We start from the raw sequence: 15,534 nt of genomic DNA on the forward strand, positions 1-15,534 counted from the left end.
CCGCCGAGACATTCCTCGGCGGAGGGGGCGTGCGTGTGCGACGTACACGGCGTACAGCCGGGACCGAGGTCGACGCGGGTAGGCTCGGGGCGACCACCCGAGGCGACGAGACCCACAAGGACTGCACTCATGGCACTGGACGCAACGACGCGAACCGAGACCGATTCTCTGGGATCCATGGAGATCCCCGCGGATGCCTACTGGGGCATCCACACCGCCCGCGCGCTCGAGAACTTCCCGATCTCGATGCGACCCATCTCGGTGTACCGAGATCTCGTCACGGCGCTCGCGATGGTCAAACAGGCATCCGCCCGCGCCAACCGCGACATCGGCGTGCTCGACGCCGACCACGCCGACCTCATCGACAGGGCCGCGCAGCGCGTCATCGACGGTGAGTTCCACGACCAGTTCGTCGTCGGGGTCGTGCAGGGCGGGGCCGGCACGTCCACCAACATGAACGCGAACGAGGTCATCACCAACATCGCGCTCGAGATGGCCGGGCACGAGAAGGGCGACTACGGCTTTCTCTCGCCGATCGACCACACCAACCGTTCGCAGTCGACGAACGACGTCTACCCAACCGCCGTGAAGATCGGTCTCAGCCTCGACCTCGTGAGCCTGCTCGACGAGCTCGACCTGCTGCGGCAGTCGTTCATGGGAAAAGCGGTCGAGTTCCACGACATCCTGAAGATCGGCCGCACCCAGCTGCAGGATGCCGTGCCGATGACCCTCGGCCAGGAGTTCCACGGGTTCGCCACGACGCTCGGGTACGACCACCAGCGCCTCACCGAGAACGCGAACCTGATGTTCCAGATAAACATGGGTGCCACCGCGATCGGCACCGGCATCACGACCCACCCCGCCTACGCGCCGGCCGTGCTCGCGCACCTGCGCGCGATCACGGGTCTCGACCTCGCTACCGCCGACGACCTCGTCGAGGCCACCAGCGACACCGGATCGTTCATGTCGTTCTCGTCGACGCTGAAGCGCAATGCGATGAAACTCTCGAAGATCTGCAACGACCTGCGCCTGCTGTCGTCGGGCCCGCAGGCCGGGCTCGGTGAGATCAACCTGCCCGCGCAGCAGGCGGGGTCGAGCATCATGCCCGGCAAGGTGAATCCGGTGATCCCCGAGGTCGTGAACCAGGTCGCGTTCTCGGTCGCCGGCGCCGACCTCACCGTCACGATGGCGAGTGAGGCCGGGCAGCTGCAGCTGAACGCCTTCGAGCCGATCATCGCGCACTCGATCTTCCAGTCGATCACCTGGATGCGCCGGGCGATGCGCACGCTGCGGGTCAACTGTGTCGACGGCATCACCGCCAACCGCGACCGTCTGGGTGCGATCGTCGGATCGTCGGTGGGGGTCGTGACCGCCCTCACTCCGTTCATCGGCTACGCGGCATCGGCGGCGCTCGCGAAGACCGCGCTGCTCACGCATCGCAACGTCGGCGATCTCGTCGTCGAGGCCGGGCTCATGTCGCGCGAACAGGTCGACAAGCAGCTCTCGCCGGCACGACTGTCGGGGCTCGAGGCGATCACGCAGGCCATCCCCGTCGTGCAGCCCGCCGAGAACCTCGTCGAGAGCTGACGGCGCGGCCACTGGCCCGCGCCGCGCGGTCGCGCTAGCGTCGGAGGGCCGGAGTCACCGGCGCCAACGCACTCCAGGAGGCCGACATGACCGACCCCAACACCCCGGGCCAGAACCCGCAGCCGACGCCCCCGACCCCGCCGGCATACGGCGAGTACGCCACGACGCCGCCGGCGGCACCGGATGCCGCGGCACCCGCGTACAGCGCACCGGCGTATGCGTCGGCGCCCGCCTACAACGGCAACGGTGCCCCCGGTGCCCCGATCCCGGGGAAGACTCTCGGCATCGTGGCGCTCATCGTCGCGATCTTCTTCAACGTCATCGGCCTGATCCTCGGCATCGTGGCGCTCGTCCAGAGCAAGAAGGCCGGCCACAAGAACGGGCCCGCGCTCGCGGCGATCATCGTGGGTGCGGTTCTGTTCGTGATCGGCGTCATCGTGCTGATCGCCGTCATCTCGTGGTTCGCGACGTCGGGCGCCGACCTCGTCACCCAGGTCAACGCGTGCCTCGACGACCCGTCGGGCTCGATCGTGTACCAGGGCGTGACGATGTCGTGCCAGGAGGTCCTGGAGCGCTCCAACCGCTGAGCCCCGCTCCATCCCTTTCGCCGAGCCGCTGCATCTCGGGCCGCCCTGATCCGGCGTTCCGAGACGTGGCGGCTCGGTCGTTCCGCCGCGGTCCCGCGAAGGGGGCGGTATGCCCGGGGGAGGGAATCAGCCGAGGATGCGGCAGTGCGTCGTCAGAGCGCCGATGCCGTCGACCCCGACGGTCACCGTCGAGCGGTCGCGCAGGAAGATCTGCGGATCACGCGAATAGCCCGCCCCGCCCGGGCTGCCGGTCGAGATGAGCGTTCCCGGCAGCAGCGTCGCCGAGCGGGAGAGGTGCGAGACGAGCGTCGCGACCGACCGGATCATCTGGCCGGTGCTGGCATCCTGCACCGTCTGCCCGTCGACGACCGCCCAGATGTGCAGATCCTGCGGGTCGGGGATCTCGTCTGCGGTGACGATGACCGGGCCGTTCGGGGTGAACCCGTCGAACGACTTGCACCGTGACCACTGCGCCTCGGAGAACTGGATGTCGCGGGCGGTGATGTCGTTGACGACGGTGTACCCCCACACGTGCGAGAGCGCATCGGAGATCGACACGTCTTTGCCGCGGCGGCCGATCACAACGCCGAGTTCGGCCTCGTAGTCCACTGCCTCGCTGAGGGTTCGCGGCCACGTGGTGGTCTCGTCGTGCGCCGACAGTGAGTTCGGCCACAACGTGAACACGGTGGGCGCGGTGTCGGCCTTCAGCCCCAGCTCGCTCGAGTGGGCCGCATAGTTGAGCCCGATCGCGAGGACGATCGGGGGAGCGTCGACCGCGGGTCCGTACGTGAGGCCGGCGAGCGGTACGCCCGGGGCCGCTGCAGAGCTCGACCGCACCCGCTCGAGCAGGGCGTCTCCGCCGTCGATGATGGCCTGCAGACGCCGAGGTGCGCCCTCGAAGAGGCTCCCGACCGCGATCGCCTCGTCGTCACGGATGACGGCGAGCTCGAACATCGTCGATTCGGGCAGGCGAACGTGGGCGAAACGCATTCGACCAGGGTAGTGGGTGCACCCCCGCCGGCGGCCGAAGCAGTCTTTGTGGTCTCGCAGCCGCACGCGCGGCGCGGGACGATCCGCGGATCGACGCGTTCCGCGGCTTTCAGGGGTTCGGGATCTGCGGCGCCGTGCGCACCGGACGGGCGTCGTCCGCGGCATCCACCGATCGCAGTCCGACCGTGATCAGCAGGATCGCGAGCCACAGTTCGAAGGCGAACACGGGCACCGCGGCCACGGCGGCGACGGCCCCGCTGAGCGGGATCACTCCCCAGAGCTGCGCCAGGTTGCTCGACAGAACGACACCGCCGCCGAGGGCGCCGAGCGCGGCCAAGGCCCGAGGTACCGCCCGGGTGTCCCACAGCAGCCATCCGAGCACGATCGTGTTGACGCTGATGACGAGCCCCTGGCCGACGAGGAACGCCGCCGCATGCACGGCCTCGGCGGGCGCGCTCCACGCGTCGCCTCCGCCGGCCAGCAGGGTGGCGAGCAGCGGCAGCGCGCCGGTGAGGATGACCGATGCCTCGACGCCGCGCAGCGCCGCGAAGGTCGCGGCACGTGTTGGCGCCGCTCTGCGCAGCATCGTCCACACCAGGATGCCGGTGCCCACGCATCCGATGGCGAGGGCGAACTCGAGGGTCACCCCGAGCGCCGTTGCGTCCGAGCGGAAGGCGGCCACGGCGGCGACCGAGCTCACGTGAGTCGTCAGGTACAGCACGCCGGCGGCGCGCGCAGAGCGGAGTAAAGGCGCGGACATGTCGGCTCCTCAGATCAGGTATACGGCGTATGCCGTCTGCTTCGGATGCTAGGTGTACGGTGTATACATGTCAACCCGAGCGGCTCGGATGCCACTGGATGCCGCCCGCATCGTGCGGGTCGCCGTCGAGCTGGCCGACGCGCACGGCCTCGAGGCGGCGAGCATGCGCGGCGTGGCCGAGGTGCTCGGCGTGACACCGATGGCGCTCTACAAACACGTCGCCGACCGGTCGCAGCTGGTCGACGAGATGCTCGATCTGGTGGTCGCCGGCATCCGCCCGACCCCGTCGGACGCGAACTGGACGACCGCCGTGCGCTCCCGCATCCTCGCCGCACGCGACGTGCTCACCGCGCACCCCTGGGCGCGCGATGCGATCGAGACCCGGACGCGCGCGACGCCCACCGTGCTCGCGCATATGGATGCCCTCATGGCGGCGATGTTCGACGACGGCCTCTCGGCCGACCTCGTGCACCATGCGATGCACGCGCTCAGCACGCGGATGTGGGGATTCACCCGCGACGTCCTGCCGACACCGCAGCCGCCCGCGGACCCCGTGGAGCGCGCGCAGGCCATGGCCGAGTTCGCCCGGGTCTACCCGGCGATCGTCCGCATGGCGACGACATCGCCGCACGCGGGTGACGCCTGCGACGACGACGCCGAGTTCCTCTTCGCCCTCGATCTGCTGCTCGACGGTGTCGACCGACTCCACCGGTCGGGATGGACGCGGCCCCGAGCGGGGCGCCTCTAGGCTGAAGCGCATGAGCTCCCTGCCGCCGCTCGCGCAGCCCGTTCAGAGTCCGCCGGCACCCATCGCGCCTGCGCCGGTGTCGCCGGCTCCGCTCGGGCTGCCGACGCCCGACCGTCGCGGTCGAACGGCGCCGGTCTGGCTGTTCGCGGTGCTCATCGTGCTGCTGATCGGGCTCGTTGCCTACCTTCTGACCTTCCTCGGTGTCGTCGCCTCGGTCGTCGGCATGATCCTCGCCCTCATCCCGCTCGCGGGCGTGCTGTGGGCGGTGCGGATCGTGGACCGCTGGGAGCCCGAACCGGCCTCTCTCGTCGTGTTCGCCGTCGCGTGGGGCGCGATCGCCGCCGTCGCCATCGCGTTGGGTGTGGACGTGCTGCTCGGCATCGTCCTGCCGGGCGTGGCCGACGACGGAATGCGCGACGCGCTGTCGTCGGTCGTGCAGGCGCCACTGGTGGAGGAGTTCGCCAAGGGCCTCGGCGTGTTCCTCGTCTTCGTGTTCGCGCGGCGGTCGTTCGACGGGCCGGTCGACGGCGTCGTCTACGGGGCGCTCGTGGCCGCGGGGTTCGCGTTCACCGAGAACATCATGTACTTCGCGACGAGCCTTATCGAAGGAGGGCCCGCCGAGACGGCGTTCACGTTCCTGCTGCGAGGCATCCTCTCTCCGTTCGCGCACGTCATGTTCACTGCGGTGACGGGCTACGCGATCGGCCGAGCAGCCCGCTCCGGTGCCGGCGTCGGTCGTGCGGCCCGCATCGGGCTGGCGGGCATGGTCGGTGCCGCCCTGCTGCACGCCCTCTGGAACGGCTCGGCGCTGTTCGCCGACTTCTTCCATCTGTACGCCACGCTGCAGGTGCCGCTGTTCCTGGGCTTCGTCGCCGGCATCCTCGCGCTCCGCCGCGAAGAGGCGCGACTGACCCACGACCGCCTCACCGAGTACGCGGCGGCGGGCTGGTTCACCGCCGCGGAGGTCGACATGCTCGCCACGCCGTCGGGCCGGCGTCGGGCGATCGCCTGGGCGCGCACGCTGCCGGGTGGTCGCGCGCCGCAGATGCGTGCGTTCATCCGTGAGGCGACCGCCCTCGCCGCCGCGCGCCAGCGCACGTGCACGGGGCGCGATGCGGGGTCGGTCAGCGACGAGCGGGCGTCGCTGTCGGGCGCCTGCGCCGCGCGTGCCGCGGTGCTGGCACAGACGGCGTCGCACGGCATCCCTTGACACCCCCGTCTCCGCGGGGACACAATGGTGGAAGAGACCAACTCAGCGCTCGGGAGACACGCAGGCATCGCCGCGGCACCGGGCGCTGAGTCTTTGTAGATCGGACGTTGGAGCTGTGCGCCGGGGGCGTGGTGCCCGTCGTTCACCTCCGCGTCACGGGCATCCGTGCTTGGATGGATGCCATGACTGAAGAGCGCACCAAGCCCGAATTCGACGCGCCGACCGGCCCCGCGCCCGAGGAGCTCGTCATCCGCGACATCGTTGTGGGCGACGGCGCCGAGGCGAAGCCCGGCGACACCGTCACCGTCCACTACGCCGGCGTCGAGTACGAATCCGGCGAGGAGTTCGACTCGTCGTGGGGTCGCGGCGAGTCCATCCAGTTCCCGCTGCGCGGCCTCATCCAGGGCTGGCAGGACGGCATCCCGGGGATGAAGGTCGGCGGCCGCCGCGAACTCGTCATCCCGCCCCACCTCGCCTACGGGCCTGCCGGGGGGCACTTCCTCGGCGGGAAGACGCTGATCTTCATCATCGATCTGCTCGCCGTCGGCTGAGCCCCGCAGAAACTTTTCCATTCGCGGGAATGGATTTCGAGGGCGTGCGTTGCACTCTCGCGAACCGCTTCCCCGTCACGAAGGACAGAACATGACCGACTCCACCTCGACCGTCGAGATCCCCGGCTACAAGGCCGGTACCTGGGTGCTCGACCCCGCGCACAGCGAGGTCACCTTCACGGTCCGTCACATGATGATCTCGAAGGTGCGCGGCGTCTTCGGCGTCAAGAGCGCGACCATCGAGGCGGGCGCGAACCCCCTCGACACGCGCGTGACGGCATCGGTCGACGTCGCCTCGATCGACACGAAGGACGAGGCACGCGACAACCACCTGCGTTCCGCCGACTTCTTCGACGCCGAGACCTACCCGACGATCGACTTCGCGTCGACCGGCGTGCGCTACGAGGGTGGCGACTTCCTCGTCGACGGCGACCTGTCGATGCACGGCGTGACCAAGCCCGTCACCTTCACGCTCGAGTTCGGCGGCTTCGGCACCGACCCGTGGGGCAACTACAAGGCCGGCGCGACCGCCACGACCGTCGTCAACCGCGAGGACTTCGGTCTGACCTGGAACGCGGCGCTCGAGACCGGTGGCGTGCTCGTCGGCAAGGACGTCACCATCACGCTCGACCTGCAGGGCTCGATCCAGGCCTGAGGCCTTCTGTCCCGACGGGGGTGGATGCTGCTGCGGCGGCATCCACCCCCGTCGTCGTTCCGGTGAGTCTTGCGGATGCGGCTACGGCTGCGGGTTCGCGGCGTCGTACGCGCGGAAGCGCGGGTGCAGTCTCACGAGCACCCCGACGAGGCCGACGATGATGAGGCCGCCGACGAGGGAAGGCACCCAGAGCGCGGTGAGGGTCGCGAGGGTGCCGGCGTAGAGCGCGCCGACGCGGGGTCCGCCGGCCACGACGACCATGAAGACGCCCTGCAGGCGTCCGCGCATGGTGTCGGGCACAGCGGACTGCATCATCGTCGACCGGTAGATCGCGCTGACATTGTCGGCCGCCCCGGTGACGGCGAGGGCGAGCATCGCGACCGCGATGAGGATGACGTTGGCGTGCGCGGTATCCACCGTCGCTGGTGCGAACCAGCCGAGCTGCGCGGCGACGAGCACGAGCCCGAAGACCGTCGTCGCGATGCCGAAGACTTGGATCGCGCGCGCGATCCCGAGTCCGTGACGACGCACCCGACCGATGGGCCCCGAGAACAGGCTCGACAGGAACGCGCCGGCCGCGATCGACGCGGTCAGCACGCCGGTCGTGATCGGTCCGCCGCCCAGCAGCACCGCCCCGATCGCCGGGAAGAGGGCGATCGGATGCCCGAAGGTCATCGCGATGATGTCGAGGATGTACTGCAGGCGGATGTTGGGTGCCCGCCGCAAGAAGCGCATCCCGTCGCGCAGCGACTCGAGTCCGGGGCGGACGATCTCGCCTTCGGGCCGGATGCCGGGAAGAGTCCACAGTCCGAGGAAGAGCGTCGTCATCAGCAGCACGTCGGCGGTGTAGGTCCATGCGTAGCCGGTGAACGCGACGAGCACGCCGGCGAGGGCGGGGCCGGCCATCACCATGATCCCGACGGTGATGCCCTGCAGCGCTGCGGCGGCGGGCAACAGGTCGCGGGGGAGCAAGCGCGGGGTGATCGCCGACTTCGTTGCCCCGACGATGGAGTTCGCGGCCGAGTTGATCGCGCTGAGCACGAACAGCCACGCGACGCTCTCGATCCCCGCCCACGCGAGGGCCGCGAGCAGCAGCGTCGACGCGAAGGTCACGGATGCCGCGAGCAGTGCCACGGTGCGGCGGTCGAAGGCATCCGCCAGCATTCCTCCGTAGAGGCCCGCGACGATCATCGGCACGAGCCCGGCGACGGCGACCATCGAGACCGCGAAGGTGTCCTGGGTGAGCTCGTACACGTGCAGCATGACGGCGACGATCGTCAGCTGGCCGCCGAGGCCGGCGAGCGTCGACCCGATCCACAGGCGCGTGAACGCCGGGCTGACAGAGAACGGGCGCAGGTCGATGAAGTGGTCACGGCGCAGCCGGGGCAGACGCCTCGGCGCGCTCATCGGTCGACCTCGATGCGCTTGATGCGCGACGCGTGCCCGCGCAGGATCGTGACATCGCGGGGAGGCACCTCGAAATGCGCGGCGAGGGTGCGGACGACGGCATCGTTCGCGGCGCCGTCGACGGCGCGCTCGCGGACGAAGACCGTGAGCGCCGCGTCGTCCGAGGCATCCGTTTCGACGAGCGGACCCTTGCGGCTGCCCGGCTTGACGCGGATCGTGTATTGCACCCGTCGAGCCTACGGCTCCGCCCGGTCGCCGAGGTCGTCGCGGGGCTGGTAGACTCGACCGGTTGCCGTTGGATCGGCCGCGGATAAAGAGAGCCCACGCATCAAGCGTCGGGCGCCGCGCAACAAGCAGAGAGGGGATCACCTATGGCACTGGAAGCAGACGTCAAGAAGGCGATCATCGAAGAGTACGCGACGCACCCCGGTGACACCGGATCCCCCGAGGTGCAGGTCGCGATGCTGACGCAGCGCATCAAGGACCTCACCGAGCACCTGAAGGAGCACAAGCACGACCACCACTCGCGTCGTGGTCTGTTCCTCCTCGTCGGTCAGCGTCGTCGCCTGCTGGGTTACCTGCAGGACATCGACATCAACCGCTACCGTTCGCTCATCGAGCGTCTGGGCCTGCGCCGCTAAGCACCGCGCGCCAGCGTTCAATCGCGCAGAACATTCTTGGAGAGCCTCCCCACGGTGTGGGGAGGCTCTCGTCGTTCTCGCCTGCGTCGGGCTCGGGCATCCGCCTCGCTCACGCGCGGTAGCGCGAGAACAGGCGATCGTGCGAGAACAGGACGATCGCGGAGTGGGACGTCCTGTTCTCGCCGGACGTCCTGCTTTCGCCGACGGATGCCAGGTGTACGGATGCCCGGCCGGCGGATGCTCCCGGCCGGTGGGGATGCCTCAGGCGCGGGCCGCGAGCAGGTCGCCGTGCCAGCGCTCGGCCACGTCGGGGTGCGCGCGCAGGCGGGACTTCAATGCGTTCTCGCCGTACAGCGCGTGGATCGGGTTGGTCGGGTCCTGCGTGACGCCGCGGGCCTGGGCGGCGATCTCCGCCGGTAGGTCGATGAGCGGCAGGCGCGAGTCGAGCGCCGGGTTGAAGAAGTACGGCACCGAGATGCGGTCGCCCGGAAAGCGCGGTGACACCACCCGGTGGTTCGTCGCGATGAGATATCCACCGGTCGCGTACTCGAGCATCTCGCCGATGTTCACGACGAACGCCCCCGGCACCGACGGGGCATCCACCCACTCGCCGTCCCGCTGCACCTGCAGGCCGCCTTTGCCGGGCTCGACCCACAGCAGCGTGAGGACGCCGGAATCCTTATGCGCGCCGACGCCCTGCTGGGGCTCGGGTTCGCGCGACCCGGGGTAGCGGACGATCTTCAGGAGCGTCGCCGGCTCGCCGAAGTGCTCGTCGAAGTACGACTCGGGGGCACCCAGTGCCAGTGCCCAGGCGCGCAGCAGCTTGCGCGAGACACCGGCCAGGTGCTCCTGCCATTCGGTGGCGACCTCGCGCAGTTCGGGCTGGGCGTCCGGCCACAGGTTCGGGCCGATGAGGCGGGCGTAGTCCGGGGCATCCGGAGCATCGATCGCGTCGCGCTCCGGGCCGATGTCGATCTGCTCGCGCCAGTCGACCTCGCCCTGCGTGCGCTCACCGCCGACGCGGGTGTAGCCGCGGAAGTGCGGGCTGTGCACGTTCTCGATCGCGAGCTTGTCGGCCTCGGGCAGGTCGAAGAACGCCCGCGCCGTCCGGTGCAACCTGCTCTCGAGCTCGGGCGTGACGCCCGTGCCGGTGAGGTAGAAGAATCCGACGTCGTGGGTGGCGGCGCGCAGGGCGTCGCGGAAGCGTGCGGCCTGCGCGGGCCCACGATCGAGGTCGGACAGGTCGAGGACGGGCAGGTTCGGCTCGGACATGCGACGAGGCTAGAGGGATGCCCGGCCTTCGTGCCGAGTGTTGCGCCGGATTACCGGGCGTCTGTCGAGTGCGGGTGTCGCCGCCGCCGGTCCTCGCGCCTGTTCGGTGGCTTCGCAGGCCGCGGGAATAGCCTGGACGACGGCGCGTTACATCAGATACATTCATCTGCATGGAATGGATGCCGCGGCATCCGGAAGGCGAAGATCATCGTGAGCGAGACCACCACCGGTCAGGCCGGTACCCCCGACGCTGCCGGCCTGACGCGGCAGATGCAGTTCGGCATCATGACGGTCAGCGACATCACGCAGGACCCGACGACCGGGCGCACCCCCAGCGAGGCCGAGCGCATCCGCGCCTCGGTCGAGATCGCGAAGCACGCCGAAGAGGTGGGGCTCGACGTCTTCGCCCTCGGCGAGCACCACAACCCGCCGTTCTGGTCGTCGTCGCCCACGACGACCCTCGCCTACATCGCCGCGCAGACCGAGAGCCTCATCCTCTCGACCTCGACGACCCTCATCACCACTAACGACCCGGTGAAGATCGCCGAGGACTACGCGATGCTGCAGCACCTGTCGGGCGGCCGCATGGACCTCATGATGGGCCGCGGCAACACCGGGCCGGTCTACCCCTGGTTCGGCAAGGACATCCGTCAGGGGCTGCCCCTCGCGATCGAGAACTACGCCCTGCTCCACAGGCTGTGGCGTGAGGACGTCGTGGACTGGGAGGGGAAGTTCCGCACACCGCTGCAGGGATTCACCTCGACCCCGCGGCCACTCGACGGCGTCGCGCCGTTCGTGTGGCACGGGTCGATCCGCACCCCCGAGATCGCCGAGCAGGCCGCGTACTACGGTGACGGCTTCTTCGCGAATAACATCTTCTGGCCGGCGGAGCACTACCAGCGCCTGATCGGGCTGTACCGCCAGCGCTGGGAGCACTACGGGCACGGCGCTCCCGAGACGGCGATCGTGGGCCTGGGCGGCCAGGCGTTCATGGCGAAGAACTCGCAGGATGCCGTCGCGCAGTTCCGCCCGTACTTCGACAACGCCCCGGTGTACGGCCACGGGCCGTCGCTCGAGGACTTCAGCCAGATGACGCCGCTGACCGTCGGCTCGCCCCAGCAGGTGATCGACCGCTACGCGGGCATGCGCGACCTCTTCGGCGACTACCAGCGCCAGCTGTTCCTCATGGACCATGCGGGCCTGCCGCTGAAGACCGTGCTCGAGCAGCTCGACTTCCTCGGCGGCGAGGTCGTGCCGGTGCTGCGCAAGGAGCTCGCGAAGGACCGCCCCGCGAACGTGCCCGACGCGCCCACCCACGCCAGCCTTGTCCGCGCCACGTACGGCGACGGGCACTCGCGTCAGGCCACCCCGCGCGCCAACCGCGGTGACAACCTCGCCGGCCCGTCGCCCTACCAGGACGCTCCGGCTGCCGCCGGGGCCGCGTTCGGCGCCGCGGCGATGGGCGGTGCGCGATGACCGCCGTGAGCGCCCCGCGGCGCATCGCCGTCGTCTCGGCGGGGCTGTCGAACCCGTCCTCGACCCGGATGCTCGCCGACCGCCTGGCGGCCGCGACGATCGCCGAGCTCGCCGCGAAGGGCATCGACGCGACCGTCGACACCATCGAGCTGCGAGACGTGGCGCACGACATCACCAACAATCTGCTCACCGGCTTCGCTCCGCCCGCGCTCGAGTCGGCCATCAACACGGTGGTCTCGGCCGACGCGCTGATCGCCGTGACGCCGATCTTCTCCACGAGCTACTCGGGGCTGTTCAAGTCGTTCATCGACGTGCTCGATCCCGACGCGCTGACCGGGATGCCGGTGCTGATCGGCGCGAACGCCGGTACCGCCCGCCACTCGCTCGCGATCGACTACGCGATCCGGCCGCTGTTCGCCTACCTGCACGCCGAGGCCGTCTCGACGGGCGTGTTCGCGGCATCCAGCGACTGGGGATCGTCGGCCGACCAGGTCGCGCCCCTGAGCTCCCGCGTGGACCGCGGCGCCCGCGAGCTCGCGGACGCCGTCGCGCGCCGCGAGCCCGCCGGCAGTGCCGATCCGTTCGATCCGGCGAACTACCTCGGCGAGGGGCGCAGCTTCGGCCACCTGCTCGGAGGGCTCGCGGGGGAGTAGGCGCTCTTCTCGAGGCGGCGCGCCCGGAGGTTCAGGCTCCGGGCGCGCCGTCTTCGTCATCTGCGGCGCCGACGGTGCGGAGGCGAGGTGCCGAAAAAGAGTGGGTTGTGCCGCACCTATGGTAGCGATAACATCGTGCCGAACCGGGGTTGGACCACGCCGGCCCGGGCACGAGCGCACGTCGAGCCGCGTCGGGCGACGCCAGCCAGAGCGGCTGCCGCGTCGCCTCTGCGGTGTGCCCGGGCGCCACCGCGCGACCACTCACCGAGGAGTTGAACATGACAACAACGTCACCGCCCCCATCGCCCCTGAGATCCCGCCGACGCGCGGGGATCGCCGCGCTGAGCATCGGGGCGCTGATCTGGTCCGCCCTCGCGGGGGCCGCTTCTCCTGCCCAGGCCGCGGGCACGGTTCCCACCGACGGGCTCATCGCCCAGTACGCCTTCAGCCAGACCTCCGGATCGACGGTCCCCAACACCGCGACCGGCAGCGGCCGCGTCGGGGATGCCACGGTGCGCAACGGTACGGATGCGCTGTGGAACGGCGACTCCCTCACCTTCATCGGCGGGGCGAAGTCGAGCACGACGGCGAACTGGGTGGAGCTTCCCGCCTCCATCCTCAGCGGCAAGAACTCGGCCACCATCACCACCGAGGTCGCGATCGACGCCTCGATGAAGTCGGCCTTCAACTTCCTGTGGAACATCGGCAACAACTCCAACGGGTCGTACTACTTCACCTCCGTCCGCGACAGTCCGCGCACCGCGATCACGACCAGCTCGGCCGGCGGCGAGGCCAACGCACGCTCCAGCCAGGCGCTCGACGCGAACCGGTGGTACAGCCTGACCTCCGTGATCGACGGCGACGCCGACACCATCTCGTTCTACGTCGACGGGGTGCTGGTCTCGACCGGACGCACGACACTGTCGCCCGCGTCGATCACGGATCAGTCGCTCAACGCCATCGGGCGATCGCCCTGGCCCGACCCCTTCTTCCAGGGCAAGGTCTCGACCTTCCGGGTCTACGACCGGGCGCTCCAGGCGAGCGAGGTCAAGGCGGTCTCCGACACCGACGCCGCGCTGCACGCCTCGTCGTTCCAGTCGAGCGTCCAGACGATCCTCAACTCGGTCAACCCGCTCACCATCGAGGTCGAGAAGCCCCGCCTGCCGGACTACAACGGCGCGGTGACCTGGTCGTCGACCGACCCCAACCTCGTCGTCGGCAGCGACGGCCGCCTCGCGACGGCCGCGGTGCCGCGTGCGGGTGAGCCTGACAAGACCGGCACGGTCACCGCCACCGTCCAGGTGCGCGGGGTCAGCGCGACCAAGACCGTGTCGTTCCGCCTCAAGGCGCCTGCGGCGAGCTCGGACACCTGGGGGAACCCCATCGTCCAGACCATCTACACCGCCGACCCGGCGCCGCTCGTCGTCGGCGACACGATGTACGTGTACACCGGTCACGACGAGGACAACTCCAACACGTATGTCATGAACGACTGGCACGTGTACTCGAGCACCGACATGGTCAACTGGACCGATCGCGGTTCACCGCTGAGCGTGTCGACCTTCGCGTGGGCACGTTCGGATGCCTGGGCCAGCCAGACGATCGAACGCAACGGCAAGTTCTACTGGTACGTGACGGTGACCGAGGCCGCCACGGGGCAGCGGGCGATCGGCGTCGCCGTGGGCGACACCCCGGTCGGTCCGTTCCGCGATGCCATCGGCAAGCCGCTGATCTCCCGCAGCGAGATCGATCCGACCGTGTTCATCGACGATGACGGCCAGGCCTACCTGTACCAGGGCAACCCCAACCTGTGGTGGGTCAAGCTCAACGAGGACATGATCTCTCTCGGCTCCACCCCCGAGCAGATCCCGCTGACCCACGAGGGCTTCGGCACCAAGGCCTCCGACCCGACCAAGACGGCGTACCAGGAGGGACCCTGGGTCTACAAGCGCAACGGCATGTACTACAACGTGTTCGCCGCGTCGTGCTGCTCGGAGTACATCGCGTACTCGACCTCACCGACGCCGACGGGCCCGTGGACGTTCCGCGGCACGATCATGCCCAGCCAAGGCCGCTCGTTCACGAACCACCCCGGCATCGTGGACTTCAAGGGCAAGTCGTACTTCTTCTACCACAACGGCGCGCTGCCGGGCGGCAGCGGGTACGGGCGCTCGGTGTCGATCGAGGAGTTCACCTACAACGCCGACGGCACCATCCCGACGATCAACATGACGACGGCAGGGGTGTCTCAGATCGCGCCGTTCGACCCGTACACGCGCCAAGAAGCCGAGACGATCTCGTGGGAGTCCGGCGTCGAGGTGTCGCCGACGACAGGCGGCGGTCTGCACGTCAGCAGCATCGACAACGGTGACTACATCCGCGTCCGCGGTGCCGATTTCGGATCGGGAGCGTCGAGCTTCACGGCACGCGTCGGCACGACCGGCGTGGGCGGAACGATCGAGGTCCGCCTCGGCAGCCGCACCGGCACGCTCGTGGGCACCTGCACCGTTCCGGCCGGAACGGCCGGGTCGACGCAGTGGGTCGACATCGACTGCCCGGTCGCCGGAGCGACAGGCAAGACGGACGTGTTCTTCGTGTTCCGCGGCGGCTCGGGTGAACTGTTCACCTTCGACTCGTGGCAGTTCGCGGCACCGCCCGCACTCACGGTCAGTGCCACGGCGGAGACGCGCTGCGTCGCCGGCAAGGTCGTGCTGGTGCCGCAGGTGGGCAACGGCGAGTCCGTGGCCATCGCGGCCGACGTCACGTCGTCGTTCGGCACGAAGAAGTTCGAGAGCGTCGCCGCGGGCAAGACCGTGTCGGCAGCGTTCTCGACGCGGCGGGGCTCGATCGACGCCGGCACCGTGACGGTGCAGGCATCCGTGACGAAGGATGGGAAGACGCTCACGCGCAGCGTCGACGCCGCCTACGCGGCGAAGTCCTGCGGCTGAACGAACAACGACAGGTGGCCCGTCGCGACGGCGGCGGGCCACCTGTCGT

General features: G+C 69.5%; 15 protein-coding genes. 10 read left to right on the forward strand and 5 right to left on the reverse strand.

Annotated features, from left to right (window positions below; all coding sequences use genetic code 11):
- Positions 1–129: 129 nt before the first annotated feature.
- Positions 130–1,587, forward strand: a complete 1,458-nt coding sequence (locus tag JOE64_RS04210) for an aspartate ammonia-lyase (RefSeq protein WP_204963097.1) — start codon at positions 130–132, stop codon at positions 1,585–1,587.
- Between the two features lie 86 nt (positions 1,588–1,673).
- Positions 1,674–2,174: a DUF4190 domain-containing protein gene (locus JOE64_RS04215; RefSeq protein WP_204963098.1), complete on the forward strand. Its 501-nt coding sequence runs from the start codon at positions 1,674–1,676 to the stop codon at positions 2,172–2,174.
- Positions 2,175–2,300: 126 nt separating this feature from the next.
- Here the strand turns inward: JOE64_RS04215 and JOE64_RS04220 are convergent, their stop codons facing one another.
- Both JOE64_RS04220 and JOE64_RS04225 read right to left on the reverse strand, forming a co-directional pair.
- Complete coding sequence (locus JOE64_RS04220) at positions 2,301–3,164, reverse strand: fumarylacetoacetate hydrolase family protein (RefSeq protein ID WP_204963099.1); 864 nt, start codon at positions 3,162–3,164, stop codon at positions 2,301–2,303.
- Positions 3,165–3,273: 109 nt separating this feature from the next.
- Entirely contained in the window at positions 3,274–3,924 is a 651-nt protein-coding gene (locus tag JOE64_RS04225; protein WP_204963100.1) for a DUF4386 family protein, read from the reverse strand.
- Between the two features lie 67 nt (positions 3,925–3,991).
- On the opposite strand from JOE64_RS04225, the gene JOE64_RS04230 reads away from it, so the two are divergent.
- The 4 genes from JOE64_RS04230 (at position 3,992) to JOE64_RS04245 (ending at position 7,088) form a co-directional block, all read left to right on the forward strand.
- A complete protein-coding gene (locus tag JOE64_RS04230; protein WP_204963101.1) occupies positions 3,992–4,672 on the forward strand; it encodes a TetR/AcrR family transcriptional regulator in 681 nt (226 codons plus the stop codon).
- Positions 4,673–4,682: 10 nt separating this feature from the next.
- Positions 4,683–5,882, forward strand: coding sequence for a PrsW family intramembrane metalloprotease (locus JOE64_RS04235; protein WP_204963102.1), 1,200 nt, complete (start codon positions 4,683–4,685; stop codon positions 5,880–5,882).
- 182 nt (positions 5,883–6,064) lie between these two features.
- Positions 6,065–6,433, forward strand: coding sequence for an FKBP-type peptidyl-prolyl cis-trans isomerase (locus JOE64_RS04240; protein ID WP_204963103.1), 369 nt, complete (start codon positions 6,065–6,067; stop codon positions 6,431–6,433).
- Between the two features lie 91 nt (positions 6,434–6,524).
- A complete protein-coding gene (locus tag JOE64_RS04245; RefSeq protein ID WP_204963104.1) occupies positions 6,525–7,088 on the forward strand; it encodes a YceI family protein in 564 nt (187 codons plus the stop codon).
- Between the two features lie 81 nt (positions 7,089–7,169).
- Here the strand turns inward: JOE64_RS04245 and JOE64_RS04250 are convergent, their stop codons facing one another.
- Both JOE64_RS04250 and JOE64_RS04255 read right to left on the reverse strand, forming a co-directional pair.
- Positions 7,170–8,495, reverse strand: a complete 1,326-nt coding sequence (locus JOE64_RS04250; protein ID WP_204963105.1) for an MFS transporter — start codon at positions 8,493–8,495, stop codon at positions 7,170–7,172.
- A complete protein-coding gene (locus JOE64_RS04255; protein WP_204963106.1) occupies positions 8,492–8,722 on the reverse strand; it encodes a DUF167 domain-containing protein in 231 nt (76 codons plus the stop codon). Before JOE64_RS04255 ends, JOE64_RS04250 begins: the two co-directional genes overlap by 4 nt.
- A gap of 144 nt (positions 8,723–8,866) precedes the next feature.
- On the opposite strand from JOE64_RS04255, the gene rpsO reads away from it, so the two are divergent.
- A complete protein-coding gene (gene rpsO / locus JOE64_RS04260) occupies positions 8,867–9,136 on the forward strand; it encodes a 30S ribosomal protein S15 (RefSeq protein WP_005048780.1) in 270 nt (89 codons plus the stop codon).
- Between the two features lie 261 nt (positions 9,137–9,397).
- On the opposite strand, the gene JOE64_RS04265 is transcribed toward rpsO, so the two are convergent.
- Complete coding sequence (locus tag JOE64_RS04265; RefSeq protein ID WP_204963107.1) at positions 9,398–10,408, reverse strand: isopenicillin N synthase family dioxygenase; 1,011 nt, start codon at positions 10,406–10,408, stop codon at positions 9,398–9,400.
- A 270-nt stretch (positions 10,409–10,678) separates the two neighbouring features.
- Here JOE64_RS04265 and JOE64_RS04270 point away from each other — a divergent pair, with 270 nt between their 5' ends.
- From JOE64_RS04270 to JOE64_RS04280, 3 genes are all read left to right on the forward strand, one after another.
- A complete protein-coding gene (locus tag JOE64_RS04270) occupies positions 10,679–11,884 on the forward strand; it encodes an LLM class flavin-dependent oxidoreductase (RefSeq protein ID WP_204964958.1) in 1,206 nt (401 codons plus the stop codon).
- Positions 11,881–12,537 carry an FMN reductase gene (locus JOE64_RS04275; protein ID WP_204963108.1) on the forward strand — a complete coding sequence of 219 codons (657 nt, stop codon included), beginning with the start codon at positions 11,881–11,883 and terminating at the stop codon, positions 12,535–12,537. Before JOE64_RS04270 ends, JOE64_RS04275 begins: the two co-directional genes overlap by 4 nt.
- Before the next feature lie 278 nt (positions 12,538–12,815).
- Positions 12,816–15,485, forward strand: a complete 2,670-nt coding sequence (locus tag JOE64_RS04280) for a family 43 glycosylhydrolase (protein WP_204963109.1) — start codon at positions 12,816–12,818, stop codon at positions 15,483–15,485.
- Positions 15,486–15,534 lie beyond the last annotated feature (49 nt).

Origin of the sequence: Microbacterium dextranolyticum (assembly GCF_016907295.1) — a bacterium.
GTDB classification, from domain to species: domain Bacteria; phylum Actinomycetota; class Actinomycetes; order Actinomycetales; family Microbacteriaceae; genus Microbacterium; species Microbacterium dextranolyticum.

Excerpts from the sequence above, each read along its gene's own strand:
- JOE64_RS04210 (WP_204963097.1), top strand. The coding sequence starts at position 130 with ATGGCACTGGACGCAACGACGCGAACCGAGACCGATTCTCTGGGATCC.
- JOE64_RS04215 (WP_204963098.1), top strand. The coding sequence starts at position 1,674 with ATGACCGACCCCAACACCCCGGGCCAGAACCCGCAGCCGACGCCCCCG.
- JOE64_RS04220 (WP_204963099.1), bottom strand. The coding sequence starts at position 3,164 with ATGCGTTTCGCCCACGTTCGCCTGCCCGAATCGACGATGTTCGAGCTC.
- JOE64_RS04225 (WP_204963100.1), bottom strand. The coding sequence starts at position 3,924 with ATGTCCGCGCCTTTACTCCGCTCTGCGCGCGCCGCCGGCGTGCTGTAC.
- JOE64_RS04230 (WP_204963101.1), top strand. The coding sequence starts at position 3,992 with ATGTCAACCCGAGCGGCTCGGATGCCACTGGATGCCGCCCGCATCGTG.
- JOE64_RS04235 (WP_204963102.1), top strand. The coding sequence starts at position 4,683 with ATGAGCTCCCTGCCGCCGCTCGCGCAGCCCGTTCAGAGTCCGCCGGCA.
- JOE64_RS04240 (WP_204963103.1), top strand. The coding sequence starts at position 6,065 with ATGACTGAAGAGCGCACCAAGCCCGAATTCGACGCGCCGACCGGCCCC.
- JOE64_RS04245 (WP_204963104.1), top strand. The coding sequence starts at position 6,525 with ATGACCGACTCCACCTCGACCGTCGAGATCCCCGGCTACAAGGCCGGT.
- JOE64_RS04250 (WP_204963105.1), bottom strand. The coding sequence starts at position 8,495 with ATGAGCGCGCCGAGGCGTCTGCCCCGGCTGCGCCGTGACCACTTCATC.
- rpsO (WP_005048780.1), top strand. The coding sequence starts at position 8,867 with ATGGCACTGGAAGCAGACGTCAAGAAGGCGATCATCGAAGAGTACGCG.
- JOE64_RS04265 (WP_204963107.1), bottom strand. The coding sequence starts at position 10,408 with ATGTCCGAGCCGAACCTGCCCGTCCTCGACCTGTCCGACCTCGATCGT.
- JOE64_RS04270 (WP_204964958.1), top strand. The coding sequence starts at position 10,679 with ATGCAGTTCGGCATCATGACGGTCAGCGACATCACGCAGGACCCGACG.
- JOE64_RS04275 (WP_204963108.1), top strand. The coding sequence starts at position 11,881 with ATGACCGCCGTGAGCGCCCCGCGGCGCATCGCCGTCGTCTCGGCGGGG.
- JOE64_RS04280 (WP_204963109.1), top strand. The coding sequence starts at position 12,816 with ATGACAACAACGTCACCGCCCCCATCGCCCCTGAGATCCCGCCGACGC.